Source organism: Cupriavidus sp. F041 (assembly GCF_057814235.1).
Map to the genome: position 1 here is coordinate 3,044,754 of NZ_JBVASY010000001.1, position 26,227 is coordinate 3,070,980.

The window sequence follows — 26,227 nt, forward strand, 5'->3', positions numbered from 1 at the left end:
TTCGCTGACAACGTTCATGCAATCAATGGAGTACCCAACATGAAATTCAACGATACAGCACCAGTCTTGGCGCCTGCCGGCGGGCCGCCGTTCTGGCTGGCCAGGCTCGCCGAAAATGCGACGCTTGAGGCGACCGTCCTGAAGCGTCCGGTAGAAGGGCGGGCTGACATCCTGTCGGTGATCAAGCACGCGGTCTCGCTCTACGAGTTCCAGCATCACAGTTACAAGGGCGAGACAGGCAACGGACTATACATAGAGTCCTATCGCTCGCAGATTCAGGGCATGCCAATCGAGACGCTACTCGTGGCGCACCTGAACGAACAGGGTGAGGCTGACTCTGTGGTGATCAACCATCGTCCGCTGAATGCCGCGATGCTGTTCTCGAAACTGTTGTGGGAGCGGGTTGACGAGCGGTTCCGTGACCTCTATCTGACCGGACCGGAAGCCGACGCCGTGAATGCAGCCTCGGGTTCGAGTTGATCGTTTCGGCGCGGAATTTATTAGTGTGCGCCGACACGGTTCTCTTTGCATCGCAATGTATCTGCTGCGCGCTCTGATACGTGCACTCACAGAAACCACTTTTCCCAGATATATCCCGGATACGTTGGCGCGCTCAAATACGTCCATAGGGTGGTGAGTCCGCACAGCAACGTAGATACCTCGATCACGCTCGCTCAAACCGGATGAATCGCTGGCAGTCTGGAATTTGTCCTTCAATGTATTGCATATGCAGCATGAGCCGAGCATGACGTTAGACATTCAGCACAAAGCCGCTAATGACGTGAGCAGCGAGATCGCGCAGAAATGCCTGCTAACGCGTACGCGGCAGATTTCGCGGGTCTTGACCGCAATTTACGACGACGCGCTACGGCCGTTCGGCATCAATGCTCCTCAATTCAGCCTGCTCGTGCTTATCGTGGAGCATGAACCACTCAGCCGTTCGGATCTCGGTCGCAAGAACCATCATGACCGTTCGACGCTTACAAGGATTTTGCAACCCCTGATCTCGCAGGGGTGGGTCGCCGAAGGCTTCCCCGGAGGCGATGGCCGCAGTCGCCCCCTTTCGCTCACGGAACAAGGCAAAGCATTGCTCAGCAGCGCCGCGTCCGCATGGTCGACTGCGCAGACAAAGGCGAGAGCCCTGCTGGGAGAGGCTGGGGCCGACGCGCTAATGGGCATCGCGGGCGAGTTGCCGCGTCGCACGAGCTGATTTTTCTATTCTTAAAGTTGCATATGCAACACCACCACCAGGGGCGCCTGTGTGCCCGTCTTTATCAGTCCAGGAGTTTGCAATGACAGTCGTCAAAGCCGCCGCAGTCCAGATCAGCCCTGTCCTCTACAGCCGTGAGGGAACCGTCGAGAAAGTCGTGCAGAAGATCCACGAGCTTGGTGAGAAGGGGGTGCAGTTCGCCACGTTTCCGGAGACCGTGGTGCCTTACTACCCATATTTTTCCGCGGTCCAGACGGGCATTCAGCTTCTGTCCGGAAATGAGCAGCTGAGGCTGCTTGAGCAGTCCGTGACGGTGCCGTCCCCCGCCACCGACGCAATCGGCGAGGCAGCCCGTAAGGCGGGCATGGTGGTGTCCATCGGCGTGAATGAGCGTGACGGCGGCACCATTTACAACACGCAACTGCTCTTCGACGCTGACGGCACCTTGATCCAGCGTCGCCGCAAGATCACGCCCACGCATTTCGAGCGCATGATCTGGGGCCAGGGCGACGGGTCGGGCCTGCGCGCCGTCGACAGCAAGGTCGGCCGCATTGGCCAGCTTGCATGTTTTGAGCACAATAACCCGCTCGCGCGCTACGCGATGATTGCCGACGGCGAGCAGATCCATTCGGCCATGTATCCGGGGTCTGCCTTCGGCGAAGGGTTTGCCCAAAGGATGGAAATCAATATCCGCCAGCATGCGCTGGAGTCCGGCTGCTTCGTCGTGAACGCAACGGCCTGGCTGGACGCCGACCAGCAGGCGCAGATCATGAAGGACACGGGCTGCGCGATCGGTCCGATCTCGGGCGGTTGCTTGACCACCATCGTGACACCGGAGGGCATGCTGCTGGGCGAACCTATCCGCTCGGGTGAGGGCGAGGTCATCGCCGATCTTGATTTCTCGATGATCGACCGACGCAAGGCCTTGATGGACTCGGCCGGACACTACAACCGGCCAGAGCTGCTCAGTCTCCTGATCGACCGCACGCCCACCGCGCACGTTCACGAACGCGCCGCGCATGCCAAATCGATCGTCGAACCGGGCCCGGACGGTCTGCACACCACGATCGCCTGAGCATAGGGAACCAACCACGGCACACCCGCGCGCATAACCCCGCATGCCTTCTTTTGATCAATCGATATGTGTGGAGGTGTACTTTGATAATCATTGCCAGGATGGCCAGTGCGAGGGAGGTCCGTCGCGCAAAAGGCGGCGAATCTGACGGTAGTGGATGTGGAGAACAGCGGGCATTTCATTCAGGAAGAACAACCCGCGCTTGTTGACAGAAGAATCGATGATTTTCTGCGAGGCGATCATCTGTGATCACTGAATGGATGCGCTGAGAGGCGGCAAAAACAGCACGAAATTCGTCCTCGTATGTGCATATGCATAACCGTCCGACGTGACACCAGACGTGTACGGCAAACGAAATTGCGCAAGCCGCCTCGTCCAGATTTATTTGAACCCAACGCATAGGTAAACGATATGACTAATCAATCTACACATGATCGCCCGATCCTCGTCACCGGAGCGGCTGGCGCTATCGGTGGCATCGGTCGCCACGTCACCGAAATGCTCCTCGCCAAGGGGCACAAGGTGCGCGCCCTGGTTCGACGTGAGGATGAACGCGCTGAAGATCTGCGTCGGCTCGGCGCCGAGGTCATGGTCGGCGATCTGACCGATCTTGCTTCGATGCATCGCGCGATCGAAGGCTGCTCGCGCATCTATTTCGGTATGTCGATCTCGCCGGCCTATCTGGAGGCCACGGTCAATATCGCAGCGGTGGCGCGCCACCACGGCGTCGAAGCCTTCGTCAACATGTCGCAGATGACGGTCACGCAGATGAGCGTCACGGAGACCACCGGCAGCCCTCAGCACAAGCTCCACTGGCTTGCCGAGCAGGTACTCGCATGGTCGGGGCTGCCCGTCGTCACGGTACGACCGACGGTCTTCCTCGAAGGCTTCTTTCTGCGTCTCGCCGATGCTGGTGTGCGCGAACGCGACGAACTGGTGTTGCCACTAGGCGGAAGCCGAACCTCGCCGATCTCGGCTGTCGATGTGGCGCACGCCGTATCCGTTATCCTCGACGATCCGGCGCCGCACATCGGCCGTGTTTATAACCTGACCGGATATGAGTCGGCCGATCTCGAACACTATGCGCGAGCCTTTTCCGATGCGCTCGGCCGCACGATCCGCTATCGCGATGTGCCGGTTTCGGCGTGGGCCGAAAAGCTCCGGGAGGCGGGGGTGCCAGCGCATCTCGTCGGTCATCTCGCCGTGATGGCCGAACTGCATGCGCAGGGACGATACGACCGCATGACAGACGACATATTCAAGCTGACTGGCAAAGCGCCGATGAGTATGTACGACTTTGTGAAGCTCCACGCCGGCGAATTCACTCGTGGTGATGCCCCCGTTTAACTAGGGTCACCGCGGACATGGATTCAATCTCATGCGCCGGCCGCGCGCTAAACAGGGAGCGAGGCGCCCATTGGAGTTGGCGCCCCGATTCCAATGGACATTGAGTGTTCAACCACTATACTCAGAAAAGTTTGGCCTAGCAGGTCTTAACCGCCAGGTCTGCCGTTGGAGGATCGCGAGCGGAGTGCAATCAGTGGAGTACGTTGCCATAGTGGGGCGTCAACATGATGGTGCTGATACTAGGGCTGTTGATCTTTCTGACCGTGCATTCGGTTCGCATTGTCGCAGAGCCTTGGCGCGCGGCGCAGATTGCTCGCGTCGGTCCGAGCGGCTGGAAAGGTTTGTATTCCTTGGCTTCGGTCTTCGGATTGGTATTGATCGTCTGGGGATTCGGGCTGGCTAACGGGCACCCCATGGTCCTCTGGGCACCGCCGATGTGGGCTCGTCACGTCACGGCGTTGCTTACCGTACTGGCCTTCGTTCTATTCGCAGCAGCGTACGTGCCTGGTAACCGCATCAAGGCGGTGTTCGGCCATCCAATGGTCGCAGGCGTCCAGATCTGGGCGTTGGCACACCTGCTTGCGAATGGAACTCTGGCTGCGGTCGTGCTATTCGGCGCCTTCCTGGTCTGGGCGGTGACGGATTTCGCGTCGGCACGCCGCCGCGACCGGCAGGCGGGGACGCGCTACCAAGGCGGAGCACTCGCGCGCGATGCCGCTGTTGTTGTCATCGGGCTCGCGAGTTGGGCTCTGGTCGCATTCGTGCTTCACAGATGGTTGGCCGGCGTGCCAGCGTACATCTGAGCGTCGGACCGTCTCACGCACAATGCCGGGAATGCTTTCTCGAGACTGGATGGCAGTACCGCGGTACTGCGCATGGAGTCGCGCAGTTGTTGGGGGGGCGCTGATATACACAGATCGGCTAACTCGTCCGGTGTCATCTCCGCTTATTGGCTACCCCCGCTTCAGGAATCCGCTTAAGCTCCCTGAACGCAACCGGTTCCCATACACGCATCGCCAGCAGGAGTGCGGTTCCGCGCTTTTCAGTCAAAGGGGCGGCCGCGGATTCGGTGTGCAGCGCTGCCAGTTTGCTGCGCATCCTGTCCAATTCGCCCCGCAACTGGGCGTATGCGGAATTCGTCAGCATGCCGTGAGCGAAGTTCATGGCCTCGTCGGACCCGCCGAATCCGCTATCCATGAAATCGGGTAAGCCTTGCTGCAAAAAGAACTGACGGATAGGGCCGTCCGGCAACCAATCGAAGTCCCGCGCGACGAGCAGACGTATCCGGTTTCCCGGTTTCAGATGGGCCAGGCCCATCCGGTCCAGCACGAGCAGGTACTTGATGCACTCGGTTTTCGACAGGCGATAGGCCGACACCATGTCTTCCAGCGACCAGTGATTCAGCGCACACACGGCCACCAGCAACAACTTCTCATCCGATACGAGTTGCGCTTCCTGTTCACGCGTGAGCTTATGCAGGCGCGGCGCTGACAACTCTGCTTCTTGCAGCAATTCCGCCATCGTCAGGCCGAGCAGATCGCAGAACTGGGCGAGTCGCTCGACCGTCAGTCGTCCGCCGGCCAGCAGGCGCTTCACGCTGGGTTCCGAAAGGCCAAGCGCTTGCGCAACGTCGCGATAAGTCATTCCCGCAGCTTTGAGGCGTTGCTTGATCGTCGCAATGAGTTGAGTAACCTCGGTCATGAAAGTATTGATATACGATACCAAAGGTATCATTTTAAGCACTTGTAGGAAAAGAAGGTGCGAGATTTGCGACCTCCTCGCATACTGCACGCCATCGGAACAGCAAGGAGGCCGGTATGACCATAGGTGCCAGGATGATCAGGACAATCGGTATGGTTGACATGTGCGCGGGTTCGCGTCCCGCGCTGCGCACGCCTGAACCGCCGGGTGGGCTTCCGGCGGGCGATCTTCAGATTGGAGACCTGGTTTTCATCCGTGTGACCGCACGGCCTTTCCTGGAAGTGGCGAGCGCGACGAACTCATGGACGAATCACGTGGGGGTCGTTGTTGACAACCGGGGCGATGATCCATTGATTGCGGAAAGTACGTTTCCTCTTGCACGGACAACGCCGATGACGTCTTTCCTGAAGCGTTCCGAATGGGGAAGATGCGCGGTCGGGAGACTCACCACACCGCTCAGCGACACGCATCGCAGCATGCTGATCGCGGCAGCGGAGCGCCGGATGGGCACCCTCTACGACACCGGATTCAACATGAATTCGCGCCGCCAGTTTTGCTCTCGCTTCGTTCGTGAAGTCATCCAGGAAGCGACGGATATCCGGATTGGCGAGGTAGAGACGTTTGCAATGCTACTGCGTAACAACGCCGATCCGAGGCTCGCATTCTGGCGACTCTGGTATTTCGGCCGGATCCCGTGGCAAAGGTGCACCGTCACGCCGGCGAGTCTGCTTCGAAGCCCGCTTGTGCACATTGTCTTCGATACACAGCGGGATGCGCTGGGAATACGGCAACCTGCGGCAACGCAGGGGCAATCATAGTATTTTCGTTGATTGCCTTTTGTTTCGTGCTGGAGCGCCTGTCACCGACCCACACCCGACAACCTTCACCCATCCCCCTCCACCGGCGGCCCCCCCAGCGCCTTGTACAGGGTGGCGACATTAACGAGCCTGTCGAAGCGGTTCCGCGCCGCCGCCATCGCGGCCGTGCGCCGCGTCTCCTTCGCATCAAGCCACGGCTGGAGCGCGGTGGCGCCGGTCCGGTAGCGGACCGCGGCGAGCCGTTCGACCCGGCTCGCCGCCTGCAGGGATTCAGCCAGGCGCCGATCCCGTAGTGCCAGGCTGGCATGGCCGGACAGCGCGTTCTCCACTTCGGCGAACGCCGTGTACAGCGACTGGCGATAGCGCACCACCTTTTCCCGGTATTCGTTTTGCGAGACCTGTATCGTCAGTCTTGCTTTCTCCCATTGCAGGAAGGGCAGGCTCAGGCCCGCGCCGAGCAGGGCGGTGGGATCTCGCAGCATCGAGGCTAGCGCCGCGCTGCTGGTGCCAACGAGACCAGTCAGCGTCAATTTGGGATAAAGCCGGCGCGCGTAGCGTCGGAGTCCGCAAGAGCGGCGCGCAGGCGCCATTCCGCTTGCCGCACGTCGGGGCGCCTGCCGATCACTGCCGCCGGGATGCCGGGCGCGACGCGCGGCAGCGCATTGGTGGGCAGGCCCGCAGTTGCTGCTCGGCCTGCGCCAGGTCGAGCCCGGAGACCGCGCCGGCACGGTAGCGCGCCTCGACGAGTTCCAGCGTGTGCCGCGCGTCCGCGAGGCTTTGGTCGGAGATATCGATCAGCTGGTTCAGCAGCCCGGCACGCCAGTACAGCGTGGCCGTGGTGGCGGCCAGTGTGATCGACGCGGCTTCGAGTTCGGCTGCCGAGGCTCGCGCCTCCCAGTCCGTGGCGCTGCGCAGGCTGGCCAGCCGCCCCCACAGGTCGATTTCGTAACTGACGGTGGCATTGATGGCCGACTGGTCGCGCCGCCCGCCGCCGTCCAGCCCCCATTGGCGCGTAGCCCGGCCCTCCGCCGCAAGCTCGGGCAGGCGGTTGGTGCCGGCGAGTCCCGCGAGCAAGCGGGCCCGTTCGAGCCGCAGCGCGGCAATGGCGAGATCGTTGTTGGTTTCCAGCGCTGACGCTACGAGCGCGTTGAGCTGCGGGTCTCCGAAGGACTGCCACAACGCGTCCGGCCCCAGGGTACCGGCGGCAGGCGCGGCAAGCGCTTGCCGTGGCGCATGCTGCCAATGCCGGGGCGCTTCCAGCGCGGTTTTTTCAACAGGCGTGCGCAACTCGGCGCACGCACCGAGGGCAAGCGCGATGATCGACAGCGTCATCGACAGCGAGAAGGGACACCTCGTCGGCAGCGTGCGCGGGCGGCCACTCGTCTATACTTGTCAGCATGCTAACAATTTGGTGAATGGAATGTCCACCGCGAAACGTCAAACGGCGCACACCGCGCCCCCGGTCGAGGATCAAGCGCCGTCCGAAGCGGACCCGGCCAAGGAACTTCTCTGGGCCCGGCCAGGTTTTCTCGTGCGCCGCCTGCACCAGATCCACGTGGCCATGTTTTTCGAGGAATGCAAGTCGGCGAGCATCACGCCGGTGCAGTACGCCATCCTGACGGTGCTATCGGTGCTGCCGGGGCTGGACCAGACTTCGCTGGGGCAGGAAGTGGGCTTCGACCGCACCACCACGGCCGATGTGGTGCGCAGGCTGGAAGAGCGCGGCCTGGTCGAGCGCAAGGACAATCCGGCCGACCGGCGCACGCGTCACGTGCACCTGACCAAGGAAGGCCAGGAGGTGGTGGCGTCGCTGCGCGCCGATATGGAGCGCGCGCAGGAGCGCATGCTGGCGCCGTTGCGCCCGGCGCAGCGCAAGGTGTTCATGGACCTGCTGGCGACGCTGGTGGAGGCCAACAATGACTACAGCCGGACGGTGCTGCGCATCATGTAATGCGTTGCGCGCACCGTGCGCGCGGGTTACACCGGGTAGACCAGGTCGTTGGCGATGATGGTGGTGTCGTACACGACCTGGCGCTCGGCCAGCAGCAGCTTGCCCTGGGTGCGGGAAAAGCGGTCGTGATAGGTGCCCGCCATGTGGATGGTGGTGGGACCTTCGACCAGCGTCTGCAGCAGCAGGAAACTGGCTTGCGCATGGATCTCGCCATACGCGGTTTCCTCGGTGACGCGCGTGTTGGTGACAAGATGCAGCATATGGCGCGGCGCGAACATCTGGGTGCGCGCGATCGCCACCGCGCGGTCGTGCATCATGCCGCGGCCTTCAGCGTAGACCAGTCCCACGGGCATGCCGAGTTCCACGTTCTCCCTTGCTGTGATGCGGTAGATGCAATCCTCGGTAAAGAAATCCGGCCACGATTCCACCAGGCCGGCATCGAGCACGGCGCAGTATTCGGCGTGGAAGGCATCGATCTCCATGCGCAGCGCCTGCGCGCGCGCGGGCTCCAGCTTGCAGGGGCGGTAGAGGGTATGAGCCGTCGGTGTCATGGTTGGTATCATGCTGTTCAGAACCCCATCACGCTGCGATAGTATTGGTACATGGCGCGGATCGCGGATTCCGAGATCAGCGAGTTGGCGGTGCCGACGTGGCCGGGGTCCAGTTTCAGCACGTTGCGGTCGGTGCTGGAGCGGCGCACGCCTTCCTGCACGAACTTCATCGCTTCGTTGTCTTCCAGGCCGAGGAAGCCGGCCGGTCCCATCAGGTTGCCCTGGCGCAGGCGGTGCCGCATCATCTCCTCGCTGTCGTCCTCATAGCCGAACATGGTCCATTGCATCAGCATGCTGTCCGGGCCGTTGGGCACGATCTGGCGCACGCCCAGCGTATTCATCTCGCGCTGCACGATCAGGTTTGGCCAGATGGTCTGCATGGTGACAGACCACGGCGAGTCGAACTCCTTGATGTATTCCAGGAATCGGTCATCCTGCAGGCGCATGCCCTCGTGGAAGGAGCGCATTTCCTTCTTGTTCTCTTCGCTCACCGCGGCGTACTTGTCTTCCTTCTTGGCCGAGGCCATGGTGCCGTGGCGGCCGTGCACCGGGTCGGCGATCATGGCGGAGTCGTTGCCGGCCACCAGCAGGCCGAACACCACCAGGAAGGAATGCAGCAACGTGGCGTGGTAGGGGTCTTTCAGGTTCTCGTGGTACATCTTCCAGTTGCACGGCAGCTCATTCTTGTAGTACCCGAGGATCTTGAGCGGCTTGCCATTGAACACCACGTCGAAATCCTTGAGGATCTCGGGCGTCAGGTACTCCTCCAGGCTCTCCATATCGCTGGCGTAGGAGGCGAAGATCACGCCGTTGCGCGTGGCCACCTGCAGCTTCACCAGGCCGTGGTCTTCGTTACGGAAGTCCTTGGGCATGCCGCCGGCACGGTTGACGCCGCGCTTGAACGGGACGCCCTGCAGGTTGCCCTTGAGATCGTAGGACCACTGGTGATAGGGGCAGACGAACTCCGTGGCATTGCCCTGGCCGTGCCGGCAGAACTCCGCGCCGCGGTGGGCGCAGCGATTCTCGAAGACATTGATCGAGCCGTCCTCGGCGCGCGCCACGACGACTGGCGTGGGCCCGACATAGGAACGCTTGAAGTCGCCGGAGTTGGGGATCTCGGCCTCCAGCGCGACGAAGTTCCAAGTGCGGCCGCGGAAGATCTTTTCCAGTTCCATGTCGTACACGGCGTTGCTGGTGTACACCCAGTCCGGGATGAAATGCAGGGCGTCCTCCGGCCACTGGCAGGCGGCCAGTTCGGCATCCTTGGCGCGCGGCGTGCGGTTGATGACCGCGTGGGTCTGGTACATGTCGGTTCCTCGTTCGGGATCGTTCAGGATTGGGGCTGGCCCGCGAGCGCGGCGGCGGCCTCGCGTACCGCTTGCTTCAGGGGCAGGGCGGTGTTGCAAAGCAGGCCGATATCGCAGGCGGTGCGTTGTTCGATCAGGTTGCGGAGCTGGCGCAGGTCGCCGCCCGCATTGACGGCGATAGCGTGGCGCAGTTGCGCGCCGGCCATGCCAAGCAACAGGAATCTTGGGGCGTCGCCGTCCGCCGTGCCGTTGCCGCGCAGGGTGTAGCACAGCGTGGGGTCCACCGCGCCCAGCATCTGGATGTTGCAGCCGAGCTGGTCGGTCCAGAACCAGGGCACGGCGGCCGGTGCCGTCTCCACGCCGAGCATGGCGGCGGCGGCGATGCGGGCCTGCTCGTTGGCGTTCTGCCACGACTCCAGCCGGACTTCCTGGCCAAACAGCGGCTGGTACTGGCTGGTGCAATCGCCGGCGGCGAACACGCCCGGTGCGCTGGTGCGGCAGTGCGCGTCGACCTGGATGCCGCCGTTGCCCGGATGGAGCGCCAGCCCGGCGGCCCGCGCCAGGCCGGCATCGGGATGCAGCCCGATGGCGACCACTGCCAGCGGTGCGTGCAAGGCGGAGCCGTCCGTCAGCGTGACGACAACCCCGTTTGTGGCCGGCGGGATCGAGGCGATCCCGCAGCCCAGGCGCAGGTCGATGCCGAGGCTGCGCACGCGCTGCGCCAGCCAGTCGGAGAACACGGCAGGCACGGCGCGCTGCAGCAACCGTGGCGCGGCTTCGATCACCGTGACCTCCAGTCCCGCCGCGCGGGCGGTGGAGGCCGTTTCCAGCCCCAGGAAGCCGCCGCCGATCACCAGCACGGAGCGCTCCCGGCGCAGCGCGGCGCGCAGGCCACGCGCATCGGCCAGCGAGCGCAGGTAGTGCACGCCCGCCATGCCTTCCGGCAAGGCGGGCAGGGTGCGGGCACGCCCGCCGGTGGCCAGCAGGCAGCGGCTGAAGGCAATCGCCTGGCCGTCGGCGCAGCGGGCCGCGCCACTGCCGGGATCGAGCGAAGTCACTATCGTGCCCAGACGCAGGTCGATGCCCTGCTCGGCATAAAAGCCCGGCGCGTGCACGCCGATGCGTTCGTCCTGCTGCTCATCCGCCAGCACGGCCTTGGACAGCGGCGGGCGCTCGTAGGGTGCATGGACCTCGCCGCCGACCATGACGATGCCGCCGTCATGGCCCAGCGAGCGCAGCGCGGCTGCCGCGGTGGCGCCGGCCTGGCCGGCGCCGATGATCAGGATGGGGGCGTCTTGTGGCATGGCGGGGGCTCAGGCGGTGACCATGAGGTCGACCATCACGTCGCTGTCCACGATCCTGACCGGATAGACGCGGATGCCCTGGGTGGCAGGCGCGCACATGGCTTGCCCGGTGCGGACGTCGAAGCGCGCCTGGTGCAGCGGGCATTCGATGCAGCCGTCTTCCAGGTAGCCGTCCGACAGCAATGCGTACTGGTGCGTGCAGACATTGTCGGTGACGAAGTATTCCCCTTCGCAGCGGTACAGCGCCAGTTGCGCGTCCCCGAGCGTGAGCGGCATCACTTCATCGTCCTGAAGCTGGCCGGTAGTGGCGATCTTGGTCCAAGCCATGATGCATCTCCTTTAATCAGTATGCTGAGTATTAATGATCAGTGTACTGATTTAAATTGCCGACTGAATCAGCGTTAACCCTTGGCTGTGGTCGAGGTGGCGGAACGGCCGTGGAAGGCGGGTGCAGGCCGCGACAGCGCCGCCCGGCGGGCCAGCAGCGCCTGCATCTCGCCCATGATCCCGCGCCGGAAGGTAAGCACGCAGACCACAAAGATCAGGCCCGTGACCATGCTGACCGATTCGCCCAGCGTGTTGAACCAGTCCACGCCCGTAAGCGCGGCCAGGCTGCTGCCGAAATCACCCAGCTTGTTTTCGACCGCGACGATCACCAGCGCGCCCAGGATGGGCCCTGAGAGGGTGCCCATGCCTCCCACCAGCGTCATCAGGATGACCGATCCGGACATGGCCCAGTGCACGTCGGTGAGGGTGGCGAAGCCGAGCACCAGCGTCTTCAGGGCGCCCGCCAGCCCGGCCAGCGCCGACGACAGCACGAAGGCCAGCAGCTTGAAGCGGTCGGTGTCGTAGCCTAGCGAAATGGCGCGCGGCTCGTTCTCCTTGATAGCCCGCAGCACCTGCCCGAACGGCGAGTTGACCACGCGCGCGATCAGCAGCAGCGCGGCACCGGCCACGGCCGCCGCCACGTAGTACATGGTCAGGTCGCTCTCCAGCGAAACCAGCCCGAACAGGGTGCCGCGCGGCACCGCCTGCATGCCGTCCTCGCCGCCGGTGACGGGCGCCTGCAGGCAGAAGAAGTAGAACATCTGCGCCAGCGCCAGCGTGACCATGGCGAAGTAGATGCCCTGGCGCCGGATCGCCAGCGCACCGAAGGCCAGGCCGAGCAGCGCGCCGAAGGCCGTGCCGGCCAGCAAGCCCAGCTCCGGCGTCGCGTGCAGCGATTTCATCACGTAGCCGCAGGCATAGCCCGCGCCGCCGAAGAAGGCGGCATGGCCGAAGGACAGCAGACCGGTAAAGCCCAGCAGCAGGTTGAAGGCACAGGCAAACAGGGCAAAGCACATCAGCTTCATCGCCAGCACCGGGTAGGCGCCGAGGAAGGGCGCCAGCGCGACAGCCGCCGCCAGCAGGGCGATAGTCAGGCTCGCGCGTGAGTCGTTGATCATCATTTTTCCTTTCCGAACAAGCCGGCGGGGCGCACCATCAGCACGCACACCATGGCCACGAAGACGACGGTCGCCGAGGCTTCCGGGTAGAACACCTTGGTCATGCCCTCGAATATGCCCAGGCCGAGGCCGGTGAAGATGGAGCCGAGGATGGATCCCATCCCGCCGATCACCACCACCGCGAACACGGTGATGATCAGGTTCTGCCCCATCAGCGGCGAGATCTGCATCACCGGCGCGGCCAGCACGCCGGCAAAGGCGGCCAGCCCCACGCCGAAGGCGTAGGTCAGTGTGACCAGCAGCGGCACGTTGATGCCGAATGCTTCCACCATGCGGGGGTTCTCGGTGCCGGCGCGCAGGTAGGCGCCGAGCTTTGTCTTCTCGATCACGTACCAGGTCGCGAAGCACACCGTGAGCGAGGCCACGACGACCCAGGCACGGTAGTTGGGCAGCACCATGAAGCCCACGTTGGTGGCGCCGCTCAGCGCCGCGGGCGTGGCGTAGGACAGGCCGGACACACCGTAGGCGGAGCGCAGCAGGCCTTCGATCAGCAAGCTGATGCCCAGCGTCAGCAGCAGTCCGTAGAGGTGGTCGACGCGGTAGAGACGGCGCAGCATGGTGCGTTCCAGCGCCACGCCCAGCGCGCCGGCAACCAACGGCGCGAGCAGCAGCATCAGCCAGTAGTTAAGGCCGAGGTAGCTCATGCCCATCCATGCCAGCACGGCACCCAGCATGAACAGGGCGCCATGGGCGAAATTGATGACGTTGAGCAGGCCGAAGATGACCGCAAGGCCGAGACTGAGGATGGCGTAGAACGAGCCGTTGACGAGGCCGAGCAGCAACTGGCTCAGCAGGGCGGGCACAGGTATGCCAAAAAAATCCATAGCGATGGTTCCTTACACGCCGAGCAGGGCGTTGAGCGTGGGCATCTTGCGCCCAAGCGCGCTGGCGTCGAAGCTCTCCACCATGCGGCCGTGCTCCATCACATAGAAGCGGTCGGCCAGAGGCGCGGCGAAGCGGAAATTCTGTTCCACCATCACGATGGTGTAGCCGCGCTTCTTCAGGGTGGTGATCATTCTTGCCAGTGTTTGTACGATGACGGGCGCGAGGCCTTCGGAGATTTCATCGAGCAGCAGCACGCTGGCGCGGGTGCGCAGGATGCGCGCGACCGCCAGCATCTGCTGCTCGCCGCCCGACATGCGGGTGCCCTGGCTCTTGCGGCGCTCCCACAGGTTGGGGAACATCGCATAGATCTCGTCCAGCGGCATCGGCTCGCGGCCTGCCGTTGCGCCGTCCGGCTTGAACACCGGCGGCAGCATCAGGTTCTCCTCGCACGACAGGCTGGAAAAGATGGCGCGTTCCTCCGGGCAATAGCCAAGCCCCAGAGGCGCGATGCGGTGCGTCTTCATGCCGATGGTCTCGGTGCCGTTGACGCGGATCGAGCCTTTGCGGGCGCCGACGAGCCCCATGATGGCGCGCATGGTCGTGGTGCGGCCCGCGCCATTGCGGCCGAGCACGGTGACCACTTCCCCCGGATCGACGGTCAGGTCCACCCCGTGGAGGATGTGGGACTCGCCATACCAGGCGTGCAGGTCCTTGATCTGCAGGGCAGGGGTTGGGTGGGTCATGGCGTTGCCTCCGTCAGCGCGGCATCGGCCGTGCCCATGTACGCTTCCATCACCTGCGGGTTCCGCGCCATTTCCTCGTAAGGCCCTTCGGCCAGGATGGCGCCGCGCTGGAGCACGGTGATGCGGTCCGCGATGGATGACACCACGCTCATATTGTGTTCGACCATCAGCACGGTGCGTCCCGCTGAAACCTGCTTGATCAAGGCGGTTACCACTTCCACGTCTTCATGCCCCATGCCTTGCGTGGGCTCGTCGAGCAGCATCAGCTCCGGGTCCATGGCGAGCGTGGTGGCGATTTCCAGCGCGCGCTTCCGCCCGTACGCCAGTTCGGCGGTGGGCAGGTCGGCAAAGCCTTCCAGGCCGACGGCCTTCAGCAGCGCTATCGAGCGGTCATTGAGTTCATCGAGCGAGCGCTTGCTTTTCCAGAAGTGATACGCGGTGCCCAGCTTGCGTTGCAGCGCCACGCGCACGTTTTCCATCACCGTGAGCTGCGGGAACACCGCCGAGATCTGGAAGGAGCGGATCACGCCCTTGCGGGCGATCTGGGCCGGGCGCTCGCGCGTGATGTCCTCGCCGTTGAACAGGATGGCGCCGGCGGAGGGCGTGTGGAACTTGGTCAGCAGGTTGAAGCAGGTGGTCTTGCCGGCGCCATTGGGCCCGATCAGGGCGTGGATGGCGCCGCGCCGTACCCGCAGGTCGACCCTGCTGACGGCGGTGAAGCCCTTGAACTCCTTGGTGAGTCCGCGGGTTTCAAGGATTACGTCAGCCTGGCTCATGCGTGCTCCGCGTCAGTGTCATTGCGTGTCGGCATCGCGGCTCACTTCTTCACGAGCACGCATTCGCTTGCGGATAGCGGGCGGAACGCCGCGTCGCCGGGAATGGTGCCGAGGTATTTGACGAGATCCCACGGGCCCTTCGACTCCGCCGGCGACTTGGCCTGCGCCAGGTACATGTCATGCACCATCCGGCCATCCGCGCGCACCTTGCCGCCATGCACGAAGTCATCGTTGACCACCAGGGCGCGCATCTTTTCCGCCACGGCCGGCCCATCCACCGTCTTGGCCGCCTCGATCGCCTTGAGGTAATGCAGCACGCCGGAGTAGACGCCGATCTGGCCATGCGTCGGGTAGGCCTTCTGCTTGGCGAAGAAGCGCTCGACGAAGGCCTTCGACCTGGCGTCGAGATCCAGCTTGAACGGGTCCACATAGGTCAGACCCTGCGCCACGCTTGGCCCCAGGCTCTTCAGGTCGGTGATGAAGGTCGAGGGCGTAATCACGGTCTGGCCGCCTTTGATCAGGCCGAATTCGCCGGCCGCCTTGACGCCGTTGATCATGTCATTGCCCGCGTTGGCCAGCACTACCACCTTGGCCTTGGACGCGGACGCCGCCACGATGGGGCTGCTGAAGTCGCTGGCATTGAGCGGGTGTTTGGTGCTGCCGATATTCTTGCCGCCGCTGGCATCCACCTCCTTGCGGAAATCCGATTCCAGCGACTGGCCGAATGCGTAGTCCACGGTGATGTAGTACCAGCTGCTCTTGCCGTCGGCGATCAGGCGCTTGACCAGCGGCGCCGATACCGAGTAGGTATCCCAGCCCCAATGGAAGCCGGTGGGCGAGCAGTTCTGGTTGGTCAGCGCCATGGCGCCGCCCGTCGAGACGATATTGATCTTCTGCTTCTGCCTGGCGATTTCCTGCACCGCCAGCGCGGTGGAGGAGTTGGGGAAGTCGATCACCATGTCCACGCCATCGGTATCGAACCAGCGGCGCGCCAGCGACGAGGCGATATCCGCCTTGTTCTGGTGGTCGCCCGACAGCACGGTGACCGGCTTGCCGAGCACCTTGCCGCCGAATTCCTCCACCGCCATCTGCGCCGCGAGCACCGAGCCGCGGCCAGAGAGATCGGCGTAGGAGCCGGACATGTCGGTAATCACGCCAACCTTGACACCGCTGGCATCCGCCAGGGCGGCGGTGCCATACATCAGGGCGATCAGGGCAGGCACCAGGGCGATGCGTCGGGCTTTGTGCAGAGACTTCATGGGGGCGCTCCAGACAGGGTGAATGAAAAAAACGGAAAGCAGGAAGAAGAGGGGGCAGGGCCCGGCCGTGCATCGTTTGCGTACCGGCCGGCATCGCCTTGGTGAAATGATCAGTATGCTGATCATAAAATGCAGTGTACTGAGCAAATTCCGGGCCAGGCGCCATGGTGGGCCGGCTCAGGTCTCCAGGTCGCGGCCCCGCGTTTCGGGCACGAACACCATGCCGATCACAAACGCGAGGGCGGCGATCGAGACCGGATACCACAGGCCAAAGTACACATTGCCGCTGGACACGTTCATCGCCGTCACCACGAAGGACAGCATGCCTCCGACCCAGCCGGCGCCAAGGTGGAAGGGCAGGGACAGCGAGGTGTAGCGGATGCGCGCCGGGAACAACTCCACCATGAACGCCGCCAGCGGGCCGTACACCATGGCGAGGAAGAGGATGGGAATCAGCAGCATCAGGAACAGCATCGGGCGATTGATGGCCGCCGGGTCGGCGCGCTCGGGCCAGCCTGCGGCAAGCAGGGCCTGCCTGATTGCCTTGCTGTCGAAACCCTGCAGCGTGGCGTCGCCGATGCGCAGCTCGGGCTGCGGGCGGCCCTCGTCCTGGATGAATTCGTAGCCCACGCCGAGATCCGTCAGATAGCCCTTGGCCTTGTCGCACGCGGATACCGGCTCGGCAAACAGGCGGAAGTGGCAGTCGCCGGCGCGCAGTTGCACGGTGTTGCGCTGCTGGAACTGTTCGAGCGCCGGATTGGCGTAATGCGTCAGCGCCTTGAAGATGGGCTGCGTGGTGACGGCGGCCAGCAGGCAGGCGGCCATCATGATGTGCTTGCGGCCGATCCGGTCGGACAGCCAGCCGAAGAACAGGTAGCAGGGCGTGGCGATCACCAGCGCGATGCCGATCAGCAGGTGCACCAGTTCCAGCGGCACGTGCAGCGTCTTGTTGACGAAGAACATGGTGTAGAAATGCCCGGTCCCGAAGATGGCCCCGAGCCCCGAAGCCACCACGAACAGCAGCAGCACATACTTCAGGTTGGCCCAGTTCGTGAAGCTGTCCAGGATGGGCGATTTCGACGTGTTGTTGCCGGCCTTCATGCGCGCGAAGATCGGCGACTCGTGCAGCTTGCCGCGGATATAGACCGATACCACCAGCATCAGGAAGGACACCAGGAAGGGCAGGCGCCAGCCCCATTCGCGAAACTGCGCCTCACTCAGGAAGGTCTTGAGCAGGTACACCACCAGCAGTGAGGAGAGCAGGCCGAGGGTGGCCGTGGTCTGCAGCGAACTGGTGTAGAGCCCGCGCTTTTCGACTGGCGAATGCTCGGCGACGTAGGTCACCGCGCCGCCCACCTCGCCGCCCAGCGCCAGCCCTTGCAGCAGGCGCAACAGCACCAGCAGGATGGTCGCGGTGATGCCGATCTGGCCATACGTAGGCAGCAACCCGACGCCCACGGTGGCGATACCCATCAGCAGGATCGTCACCAGGAACGTGTATTTGCGGCCGATCAGGTCCCCCAGCCGCCCGAACAGCAAGGCGCCGATGGGGCGCACCAGGAAGCCCGCGCCGAAGGTGGCCAGGCTGGCGAGGAAAGCGGTGGTTTCGTTGCCGGGCGGGAAGAACAATGCGCCAAAATAGACGGCGAGCGCCGCGTAGATATAAAAGTCGTACCACTCCATCAGCGCCCCGAAAGACGACGCGAGGATCACCTTGCGCTCTTCCCTTGTCATGCCTTGCTTGCGCGCGGCGGCTCTGTCACTGGTCAGGCTGATTGTCATGGCCGTATTTCTCCTTGGGGGCGTCCCAGCTTGTGCGTGTGTGTGCTCCACACTGTCAGCATGCTGAGTAATTTCAATCAGTGTACTGAGCAGAATTTGGGAGTGTTATGGGGGTTAACCCTTTTGACTCCGGCTAGACATTCCACAACCTCGTTGCTATATTAAAAATGCTCAGCATACTGAGTAATTAAGCAGGCAAGCCTTCGCAAGGACAACGGCACGCGCCTTCCCGCCCCCGTCTCAAGGCCTGCATCGAAGCACGCCCCCACCACATCAGGAGTCGCCACAGCATGACGAGAATACGGAAGATTGCCCTGGAGGAACACTTCATGGCCCCCGGTTTCCAGGCCTATTCGAAGGGATATCTCCAGCATATCGATGCGGTGGTGATGGCCGATCTCGCGAAGCGCCTCGCCGATTTCGACGACATCCGCATCGGCGAGATGGACCGTGCCGGCATCGATTTCACCGTGCTGTCGCAGACCGGTCCCGGCGTGCAGGGCGAAACGGACCGCGCCGCCGCCATCGGCCGCGCCCGCGAGAACAACGATTTCCTGGCCGCGCAAGTGGCGCGCCATCCCACCCGCTTCGCTGGCTTTGCCGCGCTGCCGATGCACGATCCCGTGACGGCGGCGGATGAACTGGAGCGCGCGGTGAAGCAACTCGGCTTCAAGGGGGCGCTGGTCAACGGCCATACCCAGGGCAAGTACTACGACGACCCCGCATACGACGCGTTCTGGGAGCGCATGCAGGAGCTGGACGTGCCGATGTACCTGCATCCGACCGACGCCTATGCGATGCCGCATGTGTACGCCGGGCATCCCGAGATCAGCGGCGCGGCCTGGGGCTGGGGCGTGGAAACGGCCAGCCATGCGCTGCGCCTGCTGTTCAGCGGCGTGTTCGACCGCTTCCCCCGGCTCAAGATCATCCTTGGCCATATGGGCGAAGGGCTGCCGTTCCAGCGCTGGCGTTTCGACAGCCGTTTCGCTGTGTACTCGCACGGCATCAGGCTGGCGAAGAAGCCTTCCGAGTACATCGGCAGCAATATCGTGATCACTACCTCCGGCGTGTGCTCGCCCGCCGCGCTGAACGGCGCCATTGCCGAGATGGGCGCAGAGGCCGTGCTGTTCTCGGTCGACTATCCCTACGAATCCACCGCGATCGCCGCGGACTTTATCGAGCAGGCACCGATGGACGACGCGACCCGAAGCCTCGTCTGCCATGGCAACGCCGAACGCATTCTCAAGCTTTGAACCCCGAAATAACGGAGCGCCCCGTGCAAAAGACTTTCCGTATCGGCCAGATCGTGCCGAGCTCGAACACCACCATGGAAACCGAAATCCCCGCGATGCTGCTGGCGCGCCAGCAGGTGCGGCCCGAGCGGTTCACCTTCCACTCCAGCCGCATGCGCATGAAGAAGGTGGTCAAGGAGGAACTGGCGGCCATGGACGCCGAATCCGACCGCTGCGCGCTGGAACTCAGCGACGCCCGCGTCGACGTGCTGGGCTACGCCTGCCTGGTAGCGATCATGGCGATGGGCCACGGCTACCACCGCGTCTCAGAGAAGCGCCTGCAGGCCCACACCGCCGCGAACGGCGCGGATGCGCCGGTGATCACCAGCGCCGGTGCGCTGATCGACGCGCTGAAGGTGATCGGCGCCAGGCGCATCGCGGTGGTCGCGCCCTATATGAAGCCGCTGACGGAACTGGTGGTGGACTACATCCGCAACGAAGGCTACGAAGTGGTGGACTGGCGCGCGCTGGAAATCCCCGACAACCTCGAAGTGGGCCGTCATGATCCCGCCAGGCTGCCCGGCATCGTCGCGCAGATGAACACCAAAGACGTCGACGCCATCGTGCTGTCGGCCTGCGTGCAGATGCCTTCGTTGCCGGCCGTGGCCAAGGTGGAAGCGATGACCGGCAAGCCCGTGATCACCGCGGCCATCGCCACCACCTACGCCATCCTCAAGCAGCTCGACCTGGAGCCGGTCGTGCCCGGCGCCGGCGCGTTGCTGTCCGGCGCTTACTGAGTGCCCCCGGCCAAGGAGCGATGACATGAGTACCTTTGTTTGCGGCGGCAACGTCCACGCCAACGGCATCCGGCAGCACTACCTGCGCTATGGCGGCAACGCCGGTGCGCGTGCCACGCGCGATCCGGTGATCCTGGTGCCGGGCATCACCAGCCCCGCCATCACCTGGGGCTTCGTCGGCGAGTGCTTGGGCGAGCAGTTCGACACCTATGTGCTGGACGTGCGCGGGCGCGGCCTGTCCAGCGCGTCGGATACGCTGGACTACAGCCTGGATGCGCAGGCCGCCGATGTGCTGGCCTTCGCGCAGGCCCTGGGCCTGCAACGCTACAGCGTGGTCGGACATTCGATGGGCGCGCGCATCGGCATCCGTGCCGCGCGCAGCCGGCCGTCGGGGCTGGCGCGGCTGGTCATGGTCGATCCGCCGGTCTCCGGCCCGGGCCGCCGCGCCTACCCCGCGCAACTCGCCTGGTATGTGGATTCCATGGCGGTGGCGCGGCACGGCGTGGATATCGAGACCATGCGGCGCTTCTGTCCCACCTGGACCGACGAGCAACTGGCCCTGCGTGCCGAATGGCTGCACACCTGCGACGAACGCGCCGTGCTGGCCAGCTTCCAGGGCTTCCATACCGACGGCGTGCATGCCGATCTGCCGCATGTCGCGGTACCGGCCTTGCTGATGGTGGCTGGCCGCGGGGATGTGGTGCGTCCCGAGGATATCGATGAGATCCGTGGTCTGTTGCCGCAGACCGAAGTCAGCCACGTGCCGGGCGCCGGCCACATGATCCCCTGGGATGACGAGGCGGGCTTCTATCGCGCGCTGGGCGGCTTCCTCGGCGCTGACGTTGTCCCACGCCCACGGCAACAGGCCGCGGCCTGAGCCGCCGATCACCAGGAGAGAACATGCCAGTCAGCGATCACGCCCTGATCCAGGCCTGGAAACAGGTCCTCACGCTGTCCCGCCTCGCGCCCGGGCAGACCGTCACCATCCTTACCAGCGCCGCCACCCATCCGCAGACCCTGTCGTGCGCGCTGGTCGCCACGCAGGCGATGGGCGCCATCGTCAACCGCCTGGACCTGCCGCCCGTCAATGGCGACAAGGCGCTGAGCCGCGACCCGCTGGCTTATCTCGGTACCACGGCGCTCACCGGCAACCGCGCCGCCATCGCCGCGCTCAAGGAGAGCGACCTGGTGCTGGACCTGATGACCTTGCTGTTCTCGCCCGAACAGCACGACATCCTGAAAACCGGCACCAGGATCCTGCTGGCGGTGGAGCCGCCGGAAGTACTGGTGCGCATGGTGCCGACCGAGGCCGACCGCGAGCGCGTGACAAGCGCCAACGCGCGGCTGTCGCGGGCGAAGGAAATGCATGTGACATCCGATGCGGGCACCGACCTGCGTTGCCCGCTCGGCGAGTTTCCCGCCATCAGCGAATACGGTTTCGTCGACGAGCCCGGACGCTGGGACCACTGGCCCAGCGGCTTCGTCCTGACGTGGCCGGACGAAGGCGGCGCCAGCGGGCGCATCGTGCTGGACCGCGGCGATATCCTGCTGCCGCAGAAGGGCTACGTGGCGGACCGCGTCGAGCTGACGGTGGAACGCGGCTATGCCACGCGCATCGAAGGCGGGCTGGATGCCGAGCTGCTGAACGACTACATGGCCTCCTTCAACGACCCGGAAGCCTATGCCATCTCGCATATCGGCTGGGGCCTGCAGCCGCGCGCACGCTGGTCGACGCTGGGCCTGTACGACCGCGAAGCCTCCATCGGCATGGACGCGCGCGCCTACGAGGGCAATTTCCTGTTCTCGCTCGGCCCCAACAATGAAGCGGGTGGCAGCCGCACCACCGCCTGCCATATCGATATCCCGCTGCGCAACTGCACGGTGCGCCTGGATGGCGAGGACGTGGTCAGGCAAGGCAAGGTACTGGACGGCTGGAGCAGCAAATGACGAGACATAGCGAACTCCCCACCTACGAGCGCCAGGGCTTTGGCACGCCGCTGCCGCTGCAAGCCCCCGCGGGCCTGCTGATCGTCGATTTCGTCAACGGATTCGCCGATCCGGCGATGTTCGGCGGCGGCAATATCGCGCAGGCCATTGCCAACACCGTGCCGCTGCTGGCGGCAGCCCGCGAGCAAGGCTGGGCCGTGGCGCACAGCCGCATCGTGTTTGCCGACGACGACGGCGACCACAACATTTTCACGCTGAAGGTGCCCGGCATGCTGACGCTGAAGGAGCACGGACCGGCCAGCGCGATCGTGCCGCAGCTCGCGCCGCGCGAGGGCGAGCTGGTGGTGCGCAAGACCGTGCCGTCCGCCTTTTTCGGTACGTCGCTGGCGGCCTGGCTGACGCAGCGCGGCGTGCGCACGCTGGTGGTGGCCGGCGCGGTCACCAGCGGCTGCGTGCGCGCCAGCGTGGTCGATGCCATGTCGCACGGCTTCCGCCCGCTGGTGGTGTCGGACTGCGTGGGCGACCGCGCAATCCAGCCGCACGAGGCCAACCTGTTCGACATGGAGCAGAAATACGCCGCCGTGATGCCCCGCGAGCAGGCACTCGCGGCATTGAGGCGCCTCTGAGCGCGCTTGCGCGCCGCACCACGCACTGTATTGGCTAAAGCCCCAATTGACCGTTGCCGCCCGTTTCGCCAATCTGGCGATAAGGTCAGTGCACTGAATATGTGCGACGCGCAAGTGCACGGAAATGGCTTATCGATCAGCCGGTTGCCGAGATGACCGCGATCCACGAACCCCCAAAGCAGTCTCGGACGGCGGCTAACCCGGGCTGGAGAAATGTATGGACAAAGACCACATCGAGAAGGAAGGCGGGCAGGGCGTAGGCGCCCGCGTGGCGCGCAAGGAAGACGCGCGCCACCTGCATGGCAAGGGCCGCTTCGTGGCCGACATCGCCATGCCGGGCCTGCAGGAAGTTGCCTTCCTGCGCAGCCCCATGGCGCATGCGCGGCTGCTGGCGCTGCACAAACCTGAAGGGCTGGAGCACGCGGTGATCGGGCGCGGCGACATGCTTGGCGCGCTCGACATCGTGGCGGACTCGGCCTTTCCTTCTTACCAGCCCTCGGCGCAGCCGCCGCTGGCCAGCGGCAAGGTCCGCTTTGTCGGCGAGCCGATTGCCATGGCCTTCGCACCGACCCGCGCGGAAGCCGAGGACATTGCCGAGCGCGTCGTCGCGGACCTGGACGAACTGCCCGCGCTCACCGACGTGGACGGCGCCAGGCAGGCCAGCGGCACCACGCGTGTCCATGAGCACTGGAAGGATAACCACTTCCTCACGCTTACCGCCGACAAGAATTTCGACACACTCAGCAAGACCGCCGCGGTGGTGGTCACCCGCAAGATCGACCTGGCTCGCCAGTGCATGGTGCCGATGGAGGGCAAGGCCGTGCTGGCTTACTGGGATCACCAGTTCGACCAGCTGATCGTCTACAGCGCCACCCAGGTGCCGCACATGATCCGCACGGTGCTGAGCCACTGCCTGGGCCTGGAGCAGGAGAGGGTCCGCGTGATCTCGCCTGACGTGGGCGGCGCCTTCGGCTACAAGTGCGTGCTGCAGCAGGAGGAGCTGTGCATCGCGTGGCTGGCCATGACGTATCGCAAGCCGTTCCGCTTTATCGAGGACCGCCGCGAGCACCTGACGGCGGGTGCCAACTCGCGCGAGCACCATTACGAGGTCACGGCCTATGCCGACGCGCGCGGCCGGCTGCTGGCGCTCGACGCAAAGATCGCCATCGATGGCGGTGCCTATTCCGTGTGGCCCTTCACCATCGGCCTCGAGCCGGGCCAGGCAATCGGCAACCTGCCCGGGCCGTATGCCTTCGACGGCTACCGCTGCATCACGGAATGCGTCGCCACCAACAAGCCCGGCTTCGTGCCGTACCGTGGCGTGGCGCGCACCGGCGTGTGCTTCGCCATGGAACTGCTGATCGACGCGCTGGCGCGCGCTGTCAGGCGCGAGCCATGGGAGATCCGCTGCGAGAACCTGGTGCAACCCGGGGCCATGCCCTACGTCAACGTCACCAACAAGCATTTCGACGGCGGCGACTATCCCGCCAGCGTGCGCAAGGCAGCGGAGATGATCGGTCTGGCGCGCATCCGCGCGCGCCAGCGTGAACGGCACAGCGATGCCTCGGCGGGATCGCGCTACCTTGGCGTGGGCTTCGGCACTTACACGGAGCAATCGGCGCATGGCACCTCGGTGTTCGCCGCCTGGGGCACGCCGGTGATTCCCGGCTTCGATTCCGCCACCGTGCGCATCACGCCGGACGGCGGGCTTGAGGTGCGCGTGGGCGTGCATTCGCATGGCCAGGGCATGGAAACCACCTTTGCGCAGATCGCGCACGAGATCCTCGGCATCGACGTGGCGCGGGTCAAGGTGGTGCATGGCGACACCGGCGTGACGCCGTTCTCCACCGGCACCTACGCCTCGCGCTCGCTGGTGATGTCCGGCGGCGCGGTGTCGCGCGCCTGCAAGGCGCTGGTGCCGCGCCTGCTGAGGATCGGCGCGCATATGCTGCTGCGCCCGGAGGGCGAGGCCGCGCTGGACGGCGGGGCGGTGAAGGCGGGCGGCGCCGCCGTGCCCATCGCCGACATCGCCAACGCCTGGTATATCAACCCACAGAAGCTGCCTGCCGATGTGGATCCCGCCGGCCTGGAAACCACGATGGGCTACAAGCCCAATGTGGATACCGGCAGCTTCACGTACTCCACCCACGCCGCGCTGGTGGAAGTGGACACCGATTCCGGCCACGTCGAGATCCTCGATTACGTGGTGGTGGAAGACTGCGGCACCATGGTCAATCCCATGGTGGTGGAAGGGCAGACCTACGGCGGCGTCGCGCAGGGCATCGGCACCGCCATGTTCGAGGAAATGCGCTACGACGGCAACGGCCAGCCGCTGGCTTCCACGCTGGCCGACTACATGCTGCCCGGGCCCACCGAGATCCCCGCGATCCGCATCCACCATTTCGAGACGCCGTCCCCGCACACCGAGTTCGGCGCCAAGGGCATGGGCGAGGGTGGCGCCATCGCGCCCCCGGCCGCCATCTTCAACGCCGTCAACGATGCGCTGGGGCAGTTCGGCGTGGAGTTGCTCGAGACTCCCCTGACGCCGCGCAAGGTGCTCGAAGCACTGGCCCGCGCTGAACAAGCGCGAAGCGAGCCGCAGACCACGCAAACCAGAGAGGCGGCCTGAACCATCATGAAAGCAGCTGCATTCATCTATCGCGCCGCGCCCACGCTGGCCGCGACCTGCGCCGCGCTGGCGGACCGCACCGACAACGCCAAGGTCATGGGCGGTGGCCAGTCGCTGGGCCCCATGCTCAACCTGCGCCTGACGCGGCCCGATGCCGTCTACGATTTGTCGAAGCTGGCCGAGCTGCGCACGGTCAGCGTGGAGCAGGACCGCGTGCGCATCGGCGCCGCCGTCACCCACGCGCAGATCGAGGACGGCGAATTCCCGGCGTTGCGCGGCACCATGCTGCAGTCCGTGGCACACGGCATCGCCTACCGCGCCATCCGCAACCGCGGCACCATCGGCGGCAGCCTGGCGCATGCCGATCCCGCGGCGGACTGGGTAGTGGCGCTGACCGCCGTCGGCGCCGAGATCGAACTCGCGTCGAAGGCCGGCACGCGCCGGATACCCATGACGCAGTTCATGCTGGGCGCCTATACCACGGCGCTGACGGAGGGCGAAGTGATCGCGGCCGTCCATGTACCGCGTTACAACGAAGGCGTGCGCTGGGGTTACCACAAGCTCTGCCGCAAGACCGGAGAATTCGCCGAGGCAAGCTGCGCCGCCTACTTCGATCCGTCCGCGCGCTTCGCCCGCATCGTGCTGGGCGCGCTCGACGGCGCACCGGCGGTGCTGCACGGCCTGGCCAACGGCATTGCGGCGCGCGGCCCCGCCGCGCTCACCCCGCAGGCCGTCCTGGCAGCCGTGACGCAAGCCACGCCCGGCAAGGATGCGATTGACCGCAAGCTTTATTGCACCGCTGCGACGCGCTGCATCGAACAACTCTTTAACTGAGGGCCGCA

At 64.6% G+C, this 26,227-nt stretch carries 27 protein-coding genes; 14 read left to right on the forward strand and 13 right to left on the reverse strand.

Translation table 11 applies throughout. The annotated features are described in order from the left end of the window. Nucleotides 1-39 precede the first annotated feature (39 nt). From ACZY0R_RS13955 to ACZY0R_RS13975, 5 genes are all read left to right on the forward strand, one after another. A complete protein-coding gene (locus ACZY0R_RS13955) occupies nt 40-480 on the forward strand; it encodes a hypothetical protein (RefSeq protein WP_488858950.1) in 441 nt (146 codons plus the stop codon). Nucleotides 481-745: 265 nt separating this feature from the next. Next, the gene (locus tag ACZY0R_RS13960) at nt 746-1,210 is read left to right on the forward strand and encodes a MarR family winged helix-turn-helix transcriptional regulator (RefSeq protein ID WP_488858951.1); all 465 of its coding nucleotides are present in this window, start codon (nt 746-748) and stop codon (nt 1,208-1,210) included. Between the two features lie 82 nt (nt 1,211-1,292). Next, on the forward strand, nt 1,293-2,285 hold the full coding sequence (locus ACZY0R_RS13965; protein ID WP_488858953.1) for a carbon-nitrogen hydrolase family protein: 993 nt from the start codon (nt 1,293-1,295) through the stop codon (nt 2,283-2,285). Between the two features lie 411 nt (nt 2,286-2,696). Then, the gene (locus ACZY0R_RS13970; RefSeq protein WP_488858954.1) at nt 2,697-3,632 is read left to right on the forward strand and encodes an SDR family NAD(P)-dependent oxidoreductase; all 936 of its coding nucleotides are present in this window, start codon (nt 2,697-2,699) and stop codon (nt 3,630-3,632) included. 224 nt (nt 3,633-3,856) lie between these two features. Next, nucleotides 3,857-4,435, forward strand: coding sequence for an NnrU family protein (locus ACZY0R_RS13975; protein ID WP_488858955.1), 579 nt, complete (start codon nt 3,857-3,859; stop codon nt 4,433-4,435). 133 nt (nt 4,436-4,568) lie between these two features. Here ACZY0R_RS13975 and ACZY0R_RS13980 read toward each other — a convergent pair whose 3' ends face one another. Next, nucleotides 4,569-5,333: a helix-turn-helix domain-containing protein gene (locus tag ACZY0R_RS13980; protein ID WP_488858956.1), complete on the reverse strand. Its 765-nt coding sequence runs from the start codon at nt 5,331-5,333 to the stop codon at nt 4,569-4,571. A gap of 116 nt (nt 5,334-5,449) precedes the next feature. On the opposite strand from ACZY0R_RS13980, the gene ACZY0R_RS13985 reads away from it, so the two are divergent. After that, a complete protein-coding gene (locus ACZY0R_RS13985) occupies nt 5,450-6,151 on the forward strand; it encodes a YebB family permuted papain-like enzyme (protein ID WP_488858957.1) in 702 nt (233 codons plus the stop codon). A gap of 65 nt (nt 6,152-6,216) precedes the next feature. On the opposite strand, the gene ACZY0R_RS13990 is transcribed toward ACZY0R_RS13985, so the two are convergent. Together ACZY0R_RS13990 and ACZY0R_RS13995 are read right to left on the reverse strand one after the other, a co-directional pair. Further along, nucleotides 6,217-6,741 carry a TolC family protein gene (locus ACZY0R_RS13990; protein ID WP_488858958.1) on the reverse strand — a complete coding sequence of 175 codons (525 nt, stop codon included), beginning with the start codon at nt 6,739-6,741 and terminating at the stop codon, nt 6,217-6,219. Between the two features lie 31 nt (nt 6,742-6,772). After that, on the reverse strand, nt 6,773-7,483 hold the full coding sequence (locus ACZY0R_RS13995) for a TolC family protein (protein WP_488858959.1): 711 nt from the start codon (nt 7,481-7,483) through the stop codon (nt 6,773-6,775). Between the two features lie 88 nt (nt 7,484-7,571). Here ACZY0R_RS13995 and ACZY0R_RS14000 point away from each other — a divergent pair, with 88 nt between their 5' ends. Next, nucleotides 7,572-8,102 (forward strand): MarR family winged helix-turn-helix transcriptional regulator, encoded by a 531-nt coding sequence (locus ACZY0R_RS14000; protein WP_441636523.1) that lies wholly within the window; start codon nt 7,572-7,574, stop codon nt 8,100-8,102. 26 nt (nt 8,103-8,128) lie between these two features. Here the strand turns inward: ACZY0R_RS14000 and ACZY0R_RS14005 are convergent, their stop codons facing one another. From ACZY0R_RS14005 to ACZY0R_RS14050, 10 genes are all read right to left on the reverse strand, one after another. Then, nucleotides 8,129-8,653, reverse strand: a complete 525-nt coding sequence (locus ACZY0R_RS14005) for an aromatic-ring-hydroxylating dioxygenase subunit beta (RefSeq protein WP_045241619.1) — start codon at nt 8,651-8,653, stop codon at nt 8,129-8,131. Between the two features lie 17 nt (nt 8,654-8,670). Further along, nucleotides 8,671-9,960 (reverse strand): aromatic ring-hydroxylating dioxygenase subunit alpha, encoded by a 1,290-nt coding sequence (locus tag ACZY0R_RS14010; protein WP_488858961.1) that lies wholly within the window; start codon nt 9,958-9,960, stop codon nt 8,671-8,673. Nucleotides 9,961-9,983: 23 nt separating this feature from the next. Beyond that, nucleotides 9,984-11,264 (reverse strand): NAD(P)/FAD-dependent oxidoreductase, encoded by a 1,281-nt coding sequence (locus ACZY0R_RS14015; RefSeq protein WP_488858962.1) that lies wholly within the window; start codon nt 11,262-11,264, stop codon nt 9,984-9,986. 9 nt (nt 11,265-11,273) lie between these two features. Beyond that, on the reverse strand, nt 11,274-11,591 hold the full coding sequence (locus ACZY0R_RS14020; RefSeq protein WP_488858963.1) for a non-heme iron oxygenase ferredoxin subunit: 318 nt from the start codon (nt 11,589-11,591) through the stop codon (nt 11,274-11,276). A 74-nt stretch (nt 11,592-11,665) separates the two neighbouring features. Next, on the reverse strand, nt 11,666-12,709 hold the full coding sequence (locus ACZY0R_RS14025; RefSeq protein ID WP_488859693.1) for a branched-chain amino acid ABC transporter permease: 1,044 nt from the start codon (nt 12,707-12,709) through the stop codon (nt 11,666-11,668). After that, entirely contained in the window at nt 12,709-13,593 is an 885-nt protein-coding gene (locus ACZY0R_RS14030; RefSeq protein WP_488858964.1) for a branched-chain amino acid ABC transporter permease, read from the reverse strand. Before ACZY0R_RS14030 ends, ACZY0R_RS14025 begins: the two co-directional genes overlap by 1 nt. Nucleotides 13,594-13,605: 12 nt before the next feature. Then, entirely contained in the window at nt 13,606-14,337 is a 732-nt protein-coding gene (locus ACZY0R_RS14035; protein WP_488858965.1) for an ABC transporter ATP-binding protein, read from the reverse strand. After that, nucleotides 14,334-15,113 (reverse strand): ABC transporter ATP-binding protein, encoded by a 780-nt coding sequence (locus ACZY0R_RS14040; protein ID WP_441636511.1) that lies wholly within the window; start codon nt 15,111-15,113, stop codon nt 14,334-14,336. The genes ACZY0R_RS14035 and ACZY0R_RS14040 overlap by 4 nt, the downstream gene beginning before the upstream one ends. Nucleotides 15,114-15,154: 41 nt before the next feature. Continuing rightward, nucleotides 15,155-16,372: an ABC transporter substrate-binding protein gene (locus tag ACZY0R_RS14045; RefSeq protein WP_488858967.1), complete on the reverse strand. Its 1,218-nt coding sequence runs from the start codon at nt 16,370-16,372 to the stop codon at nt 15,155-15,157. Between the two features lie 177 nt (nt 16,373-16,549). Continuing rightward, nucleotides 16,550-18,154: an MFS transporter gene (locus ACZY0R_RS14050; protein WP_488858968.1), complete on the reverse strand. Its 1,605-nt coding sequence runs from the start codon at nt 18,152-18,154 to the stop codon at nt 16,550-16,552. Nucleotides 18,155-18,444: 290 nt separating this feature from the next. Between ACZY0R_RS14050 and ACZY0R_RS14055 the strand changes: the two genes are divergently transcribed. The 7 genes from ACZY0R_RS14055 to ACZY0R_RS14085 all read left to right on the forward strand — a co-directional run bounded on the left by ACZY0R_RS14055 (nt 18,445) and on the right by ACZY0R_RS14085 (nt 26,219). Next, nucleotides 18,445-19,407: an amidohydrolase family protein gene (locus tag ACZY0R_RS14055; protein ID WP_488858969.1), complete on the forward strand. Its 963-nt coding sequence runs from the start codon at nt 18,445-18,447 to the stop codon at nt 19,405-19,407. Nucleotides 19,408-19,430: 23 nt separating this feature from the next. Then, complete coding sequence (locus ACZY0R_RS14060; RefSeq protein WP_488858970.1) at nt 19,431-20,183, forward strand: maleate cis-trans isomerase family protein; 753 nt, start codon at nt 19,431-19,433, stop codon at nt 20,181-20,183. Nucleotides 20,184-20,208: 25 nt separating this feature from the next. After that, complete coding sequence (locus ACZY0R_RS14065; RefSeq protein ID WP_488858971.1) at nt 20,209-21,060, forward strand: alpha/beta fold hydrolase; 852 nt, start codon at nt 20,209-20,211, stop codon at nt 21,058-21,060. Nucleotides 21,061-21,083: 23 nt separating this feature from the next. Next, complete coding sequence (locus ACZY0R_RS14070) at nt 21,084-22,130, forward strand: 2,5-dihydroxypyridine 5,6-dioxygenase NicX family protein (RefSeq protein ID WP_488858972.1); 1,047 nt, start codon at nt 21,084-21,086, stop codon at nt 22,128-22,130. Next, complete coding sequence (locus ACZY0R_RS14075) at nt 22,127-22,756, forward strand: N-carbamoylsarcosine amidohydrolase (protein WP_488858973.1); 630 nt, start codon at nt 22,127-22,129, stop codon at nt 22,754-22,756. The genes ACZY0R_RS14070 and ACZY0R_RS14075 overlap by 4 nt, the downstream gene beginning before the upstream one ends. Before the next feature lie 217 nt (nt 22,757-22,973). After that, nucleotides 22,974-25,385 (forward strand): xanthine dehydrogenase family protein molybdopterin-binding subunit, encoded by a 2,412-nt coding sequence (locus ACZY0R_RS14080; protein ID WP_488858974.1) that lies wholly within the window; start codon nt 22,974-22,976, stop codon nt 25,383-25,385. A gap of 6 nt (nt 25,386-25,391) precedes the next feature. Then, nucleotides 25,392-26,219: an FAD binding domain-containing protein gene (locus ACZY0R_RS14085; protein WP_488858975.1), complete on the forward strand. Its 828-nt coding sequence runs from the start codon at nt 25,392-25,394 to the stop codon at nt 26,217-26,219. The last annotated feature ends 8 nt before the right edge of the window (nt 26,220-26,227 follow it).